The 6,926-nt window shown below is 54.5% G+C and carries 5 protein-coding genes, 2 pseudogenes and 1 other annotated feature; of the genes and pseudogenes, 5 read left to right on the top strand and 2 right to left on the bottom strand.

The genetic code is table 11. The features are described 5' to 3' along the window. Window positions 1-112 precede the first annotated feature (112 nt). The 3 genes from CFR76_RS16900 to CFR76_RS18855 all read left to right on the top strand — a co-directional run bounded on the left by CFR76_RS16900 (window position 113) and on the right by CFR76_RS18855 (window position 2,737). Window positions 113-577, top strand: coding sequence for a LysR family transcriptional regulator substrate-binding protein (locus CFR76_RS16900; protein WP_157699283.1), 465 nt, complete (start codon window positions 113-115; stop codon window positions 575-577). Between the two features lie 835 nt (window positions 578-1,412). Next, on the top strand, window positions 1,413-2,582 hold the full coding sequence (locus CFR76_RS16895) for an oxalate decarboxylase family bicupin (protein WP_025439994.1): 1,170 nt from the start codon (window positions 1,413-1,415) through the stop codon (window positions 2,580-2,582). Further along, a complete protein-coding gene (locus CFR76_RS18855) occupies window positions 2,582-2,737 on the top strand; it encodes a DUF1275 family protein (RefSeq protein ID WP_081749537.1) in 156 nt (51 codons plus the stop codon). The genes CFR76_RS16895 and CFR76_RS18855 overlap by 1 nt, the downstream gene beginning before the upstream one ends. A 106-nt stretch (window positions 2,738-2,843) precedes the next feature. Here CFR76_RS18855 and CFR76_RS16885 read toward each other — a convergent pair whose 3' ends face one another. Then, window positions 2,844-3,926, bottom strand: a complete 1,083-nt coding sequence (locus tag CFR76_RS16885; protein ID WP_173578274.1) for an IS5 family transposase — start codon at window positions 3,924-3,926, stop codon at window positions 2,844-2,846. Between the two features lie 75 nt (window positions 3,927-4,001). On the opposite strand from CFR76_RS16885, the pseudogene CFR76_RS16880 reads away from it, so the two are divergent. Continuing rightward, window positions 4,002-4,262 (top strand): annotated as a pseudogene (locus CFR76_RS16880) (M24 family metallopeptidase); the annotation flags it as partial. Window positions 4,263-4,710: 448 nt separating this feature from the next. On the opposite strand, the gene CFR76_RS16875 reads toward CFR76_RS16880, so the two are convergent. Next, window positions 4,711-5,946 (bottom strand): IS91 family transposase, encoded by a 1,236-nt coding sequence (locus tag CFR76_RS16875; RefSeq protein ID WP_110557928.1) that lies wholly within the window; start codon window positions 5,944-5,946, stop codon window positions 4,711-4,713. On the opposite strand from CFR76_RS16875, the pseudogene CFR76_RS18595 reads away from it, so the two are divergent. Next, a pseudogene (locus CFR76_RS18595) lies at window positions 5,945-6,819 on the top strand (IS3 family transposase); the annotation flags it as partial. The gene CFR76_RS16875 and the pseudogene CFR76_RS18595 sit on opposite strands and share 2 nt — an antisense overlap. After that, window positions 6,223-6,339: a sequence feature (AL1L pseudoknot), on the top strand. Its footprint overlaps the pseudogene before it by 117 nt. Window positions 6,820-6,926: the final 107 nt, after the last annotated feature.

Below are 6,926 nucleotides of genomic sequence, written 5' to 3'. Positions count from 1 at the left end.
CTGAAAGGCCACATCAACAGGCCTTACAGAAGACCGCACACGATCACACGTCAATATGGGTCAGAAAACTCTTGCATAACGGACGGCAACCACAGAAGAAATCCGCGTCGAGGTGCGTACACTTTACGCGGAACATCAGGTTCTGGCTGCCGTAGATGATTTTGAGCTTCCGCTTCAACCGGAAATCACCTGGGAAGAAGCAGCGACTCTTCCGTTGGCATTACTGACAAAAGGTATGCATTGTCGGCAATTGATTGATACCGGGTTTCAAATCGCTGGTGTTACTCCCAATGTACAAATGGAATCAGATTCTCTGGAACTCATACACGCCGAGTTGATGCTTGGTAATGTCGTAACGATACTTCCCATCGCCTCTTTTCCCTTGCGCATATCCGGTGAACAAAAGCTGCAAAAGCGGGCTCTTCAGGGGTTCTCACCAGGTTTCATTGGTCTTTGCAGGATGAAGGACGAACCGATAACGACTTTTGCATCTCGTGCCTGGGGCACTGCTGTAGCAATCGACCACGCTCATGCCATTGAAAAATCCTGTCTGACTCCGGTTGAAACAGAAAAATAAAAATAAATTAGGGAGCAATATACTTTTTATTCCGTTCGGAAAAAGTGCAGGACACCCAGCTTTTTTCGAAAAACGTAGAGTATGCACTTCTTTTATGGAGCGCATATAGGGTTTTTGCTTTGGAGAACGTAAATGGTCTTTAGAAACTGCAAACACGCGTGCTGCATTGCCGCATTCGTCACGATCCTTCTGGGTCTGTCAGGATGTGCGGATACGGCAGGGCAAGCAAACAACAGACAATCTGTGTACAATGCGATAAAAAATATCCAGTCTGAGCCGCATACTATTCCAGATCGCGGTATGTTTTAGAATAAAAATATGTCAGCAGGATCGTCATGACGAGGCATGGAGGCGATAGTCAGACGCAGACTTCCGTTCAAATCTGTTTCAGGCTCCGTGAGGGGATTGAAGATGGCGACCTGCATTGGCTGACAGACGAACAGGTAGTGCGTCTGCGGCCCTTTTCCCGAAAAGCCATGGCACGGCTCAGGTTGACGAACTCTGCATGCTGAGTGGGGGCATCTTCGTCAATCGGACAGTGGTGCTTCCATAAAGAATTGTCCGTATTGCTGCTTTTATTTTCAGAAACGGACATATCTCTTCGTTCTGTCCACAAAATCCGTCTATTTGTAATAATAATTGCTTCGAGAATTTTTAAATATAATTTATATATTTTATAAAATTAATCAGATGCTTTCTGTGAGTATTTTACCTTCGTGAATATTCACATTGTTGTGAGTATTCAACCATAAACAGAATTCTTGATGGAGATCAATGCTTCACTCCTGCTAGTGACATATTTTTTCGCAGTTCACATCAGGCAGGAAATACCCCAATGGCAGACCTTCCCTGGACCAGCTCAAAACGTGAGGCCCCGGAACCCGTTCGCGGTGATCGTGGGGCGAGCATTCTTGGACCGCGCAATCTTCCACGTGAACGCGAGGTTCCCGATCTGCTGGCGTCACCGGACACGGATGCGGGGACAATTCCCAATCTGAAATTCTCTTATGCCGACGCACGCAATCGTCTTGGCTCCGGTGGGTGGGCGCGTGAAATTACCATTCGCGAACTCCCGGTCGCTACAACGCTTGCGGGAGTGAACATGCGGCTCAAACCCGGCGGGTATCGAGAGCTTCATTATCACAAGGAAGCTGAATGGGGTTTCATGATCGCTGGGAAAGCGCGGGTCACGGCGCTGGATACAAGCGGACACCCTTTTGTTGATGATGTTGAAGCCGGGGATATCTGGAATTTTCCCGCCGGGATTCCTCACTCCATTCAGGGACTTGGCGATGAGGGATGCGAATTCCTTCTTGTTTTTGATGACGCGAATTTTTCTGAAAACGAAACTTTCCTGATCAGCGACTGGTTCGCTCATACGCCGCGACATGTTCTGGCGAAGAATTTCGGTGTGCCGGAATCCGTTTTCGCCAATCTGCCAACAGATGTGGAAAAAACGCGCTGGATCTTCAATGGAACCGAACCGACGGTTGCAAAGGAAGATGCGATCAAATGTCCGCAGGGTCCGTCGCAGATCCGGTATACGCATCGGTTTTTGAAGCAGGAGCCTGCGAAAGCTGCTGGCGGAACCGTGCGGGTTGTCGATTCCCGTAACTTTCCGGCGGCCTCGACCATTGCCGCTGCAATTAATGTTGTGGAACCGGGGAGGATGCGCGAACTCCACTGGCATCCGAACAATGACGAGTGGCAGTATTTCGTTCGTGGCCGTGCACGTATGACGGTTTTCGCATCGGGCGGGAAGGCGCGAACCTTCGATTACTGTGCGGGCGATGTGGGTTATGTGCCGCTCGGGATGGGGCATTATCTGGAAAATATCGGCGATGAACCGATGGTTTTTCTGGAAGCGTTCAAGAGCGATCACTTCGCCGATTTCTCGGCCAATCAGTGGTTGGGCCTGTCGCCGCGTCAGATGGTGAAGGAACATCTCAATCTTGACGATGAAACGTTGTCGAAACTGCGGCAGGACAAACCGCTGATCGTCTGATGACACCGCTGATACGCTCGGCCCTGCGCGTTCTCGCGCTGAGTCTTGTGGCGGGGTATGTGGATGCCGTGGGGTATGTTGAACTCCACGGCATTTTCACGGCCGCGATGACGGGAAATTCGACCACCTGGAGAGATCGAAGAACCGTTGATTGATGCGTCTGGCTCCTGATTTCAGAGTTTTGGCGTGCTGATTGATGGCTCCTGGGGTGGCTTTCGCTCTGCGTTTTGAGCAGATCGGGAACGATCATCCGCTGGACTGCTACGCGTGGGCGTTAATCCTCTCGAGGAAGAGAAGGCGGCGCATATTATAGACGATATTGGCCAGCCCGATCCTCATGGTTGCACGAGTGATACCCACTGTCCGGATGAACAGTCCGGTCTGTGACTTCTGATCAGCAAAGACATGCTCGACACGTGACCGGATAACGGACTTTCCGGCGTTGGATTTCTGGATGTGCCGAGGCATAGGCTTGAGATGCGGCTTTTTCCTGTGGACCTTCGAGACAAAGCCCTGCTTCTCCATGAAGTCTTCGTTGGCTTTTGAGCGATAGGCTGTGTCTGCCCAGACTATTGAGGCCGTATTGGTTTTATCCAGCAAGCCCTCTCTCAATCGCGCACCATCACTGGCGGCGGCATCGGTTGTTTTCCATTTCCGGATCAACCGAAATTTTCGGTCGATAGAGACATGGGATTTGTAGCCAAAGAATGGGATGGCAAGATCTGTTGCGGGGATCGTCCCATCCTCCTGCCGCTTTGCTTTCGTGAACTTCAGCGTCCACCGCGCATGCCTGTCCTTGTGGGACAGCTTTGACGGCTTGTCCTGCCAGTCCTGTGGGATCCGCCCTTCACGCAGATCCGCTTTCTCAGCATTTGTGTTGCGCTGCCTGGGAGCCGCGACCAGCGTTGCATCCAGGATCTGCCCTGACATCGGGAGATAACCAGCGTTCCGCAGGGTTGCATCAAAGCGATTGAACAGACCATCGACCGCACCCGCCTGTGTCAGACGTTCGCGAAACAGCCAGACCGTTTTGGCATCGGGCACGCGATCTGACAGCCCCAGACCAAGAAAACGCATGAAGGACAGGCGGTCATTGATCAGATATTCCGTCCGTTCATCGGACAGATTATTCAGCGTCTGGATCACCAGGATTTTGAACATCAGCACCGGATCAAACGGCGGACGGCCGCCTTTGCTCCCGTCCGCATAGGCCAGAGCCTTCTCCAGGTCAGGACGGAATACTTCAAAATCCACAGTCCGGGAAAACGCTTCGAGCTGGTCACCAAGCCCACTCAGACGAGCCAGGCGATCTTCAACATCAAAAAAACCGGGCTGCATCATCATCCATCCCTCATCGTAAGATGAACGATGGAATCACACACAGGGCCTCATAACCAGAGAGTTTTTCGAACCCTCCAGGTGCTTAATCTTGGAAAGCGAGGAGCAGGCCAAGAACTCAAGGAAGGGATGGTGTTTACCATAGAACCCATGATCAATCAGGGTACCCGGCAGGTTATGACCAAAGACGACGGTTGGACAGTCGTGACCAAAGACCGAAAGCTCTCCGCTCAGTTCGAACATACCGTTGCAGTTACAAAAAGCGGTGTGGAGATTCTGACCTTGCGTCAGGATGAAGTATCAAGGCTCGGATTAGGTATTGTAGGTCTCATGACAGGATAGGCAGTTAAGCCAACGCCTTCCCCGATTGGAAACGGCGTTCAAGATAGCCGGTGCTTTCTCAAAGGGATCACGTTCGAGAAAGGCTGCTGCAATGGAGGTCAGCTATCATGCTGGTGCTGTCAGTTAGCAGACATTCCGCTTTCCTGAAGGGTTTCGGGCGCCGCGAGGCGTACGAAAGTCTGGGAAGACCGAACCCGCGACACCGGGAGTCAGTTATGGGGAATTTGCAACTGGCGCTACCCGGGGGAGAGCCTGAGCCAGAGCATACAGGTGCGTTTGTGGAACTGGAACGGGTTTTTGTGACCGGATCTGCATGACGCGATGACAGAACTGGCGGTGCAGACAGCGATTTTCCCGGTTTTTCCGGTGATGCGTACAGGAGCCCCGGTTTGCCGGCGCGGAGCCACTCCGACATCGGGATCGGTCATGCTGTCGTATCTGCGGGCTGTCATGGTGATCCCTTGGTTGGATCACTCGCCTGTGGCGGCCCTCGGGGCTGGCACCATCGGGGAAGGATCTGGATAACGACCATCGGACCACCACAGCATGGGCACGGCGGTGGCGTGACCGGTTCGGCTTCCGGGACTTCTGGCGCTGGTGTGGATATGACATTCAGCAGTTCCCGCACCCGGGCGAGGCTGGCCTTGCGGCTGGAACTGGCCAGCAGGCCATAATGGCGGATGCGATGAAATCCCCGTGGCAGGACATGCAGCATGAAGCGGCGGATGAACTCATCCGTGGCGAGTGTCATGACCTGCTGCTGGTGGGCCGTGTCCCGCCGGTAGTCCTTGTAGCGGAACGTCACACCGTTTTCGTTGAACGCCAGGAGGCGGCGGTTCGATATGGCGACGCGGTGGGTATAGCGCGACAGGTAGGCCAGCACCGCTTTGGGACCGGCAAAAGGCGGTTTGGCGTAGACGACCCAGCGCCTGCTGCGCACAGGAGCCAGATACCGCAGAAAGGCACGAGGCTCTGCCAGAGGGGCAAGATGGCCCCGGAAGACCAGCCGGTCGGCATCGAAAAGTGCGCGCAGCCGGGTCAGGAACAGGCGGCGGAACAGTTTGCCCAGCACGCGAACGGGCAGCAGGAAGGCAGGGCGTGACGAGATCCAGCGCCGGCCATCGGGTGAGAGACCACCACCCGGCACGATCATGTGCACATGGGGATGATGGGTCAGCGCCGAACCCCAGCTGTGCAGCACAGCGGTGATGCCGATGCGGGCACCCAGATGCCGGGGATCGGCGGCGATCGTCATCATCGTCTCCGAGGCGGCCTGGAACAGCAGGGCGTAGAGAACGGCCTTGTTTTGAAGTGCGATGTCGGCGATCCGCGCTGGCAGGGTGAAGACGACATGGAAATACCCGACCGGCAGCAGATCGGCCTCCCGCTCGGCCAGCCATGTCCGCGCGGCGTTCCCCTGACAGCGCGGACAATGACGGTTGCGGCAGCTGTTATAGGCGATCCGCCAATGTCCACAGTCTCCGCAGGCCGCGATATGACCACCAAGGGCCGCCGTGCGGCAGTGTTCGATCGCCGACATGACCTTGAGCTGCTGCAGGGGGAGACGGCCGGCATGGGCTGACCGCCAGGCAGGACCGGCAGCCCGAAAGATGTCCCCCAGTGCGAGGTGAATTGCCCCGGGTTTTGTGGAGACGGAACGACCCGAGAGGTAAGAAGGATTCATGAGCAACAAATCGAAGCGTTTTCCACCTGAGTTTCGTGAACGTGCAGCCCGCATGGTTCTGGAGGAAGAGAAGAACCATCCATCACGCTGGTCTGCGGTGATGATGATCGCGCCAAAGCTGGATATTCATCCTGACACGCTGTCAAAATGGACCCGTCTGCATGAACGTGCCAATGCGCCTGCGGTGAGTGACCTGCCTGATCGAGAGAAGATCAGGCAACTGGAGCGAGAGAACCGCGAATTGCGGCAGGCCAATGAAATCCTGCGTAAGGCGTCGGCATATTTTGCCCAGGCGGAGCTCGACCGCATCTTCAAGCCATGACACGCTTCATTGAGGAGCACCGGCAGACATATGGTGTCGGGTCAATCTGCAGGGTTCTGTCGATTGCACCATCTGCCTATTATGCAACTGTTGCCAGACAGAAAAATCCGTGTGTGCGCAGCCAGAAAGACAAAGAACTGTGCGATGACATCCGTAGAGTGTGGAATGATAATTTCTGCGTCTATGGAGCGCGCAAGGTCTGGCATCAGCTCAAACGTGAAGGCCTGGATGTCGCCCGCTGCACGGTAGAGCGGCTGATGCGCCGGATGGGGCTGAAAGGCGTCATTCGTGGCAAGGGGGTCAGAACCACACGGCCTGATCCGCAACGTCCGTGTCCGCAGGATCTGGTGCAGCGCCAGTTTCATGCTCCTGCCCCCAACAGACTGTGGGTTTCGGATTTTACTTACGTTTCCACATGGCAGGGCTTTGTTTATGTGGCCTTCATCATTGATGTATTCGCACGGGTTATTGTGGGCTGGCGCGTCTCCTCAACGGCCCATACCGACTTCGTGCTGGATGCTCTCGAGCAGGCTCTGTGCCAGAGGCGACCTGAGAGCCTGATCCGAAAGTTTTTGAACAATACCAGCCTGTTGTGATTCATCCGTCTTTACGAAGAGATGGAGTGAATGGTGACATGGACTGGTATTGCCCGACGTGA

It is taken from the genome of Komagataeibacter swingsii (genome assembly GCF_003207895.1).
Lineage (GTDB): Bacteria > Pseudomonadota > Alphaproteobacteria > Acetobacterales > Acetobacteraceae > Komagataeibacter > Komagataeibacter swingsii.
Note: the sequence above shows the minus strand (reverse complement) of the source record. Positions and strands in the feature narration are given on the sequence as shown.

Coding starts and splice junctions, on each gene's coding strand:
- CFR76_RS16895 (WP_025439994.1), top strand. CDS start 1,413: ATGGCAGACCTTCCCTGGACCAGCTCAAAACGTGAGGCCCCGGAACCC.
- CFR76_RS18855 (WP_081749537.1), top strand. CDS start 2,582: ATGACACCGCTGATACGCTCGGCCCTGCGCGTTCTCGCGCTGAGTCTT.
- CFR76_RS16885 (WP_173578274.1), bottom strand. CDS start 3,926: ATGATGATGCAGCCCGGTTTTTTTGATGTTGAAGATCGCCTGGCTCGT.
- CFR76_RS16875 (WP_110557928.1), bottom strand. CDS start 5,946: ATGAATCCTTCTTACCTCTCGGGTCGTTCCGTCTCCACAAAACCCGGG.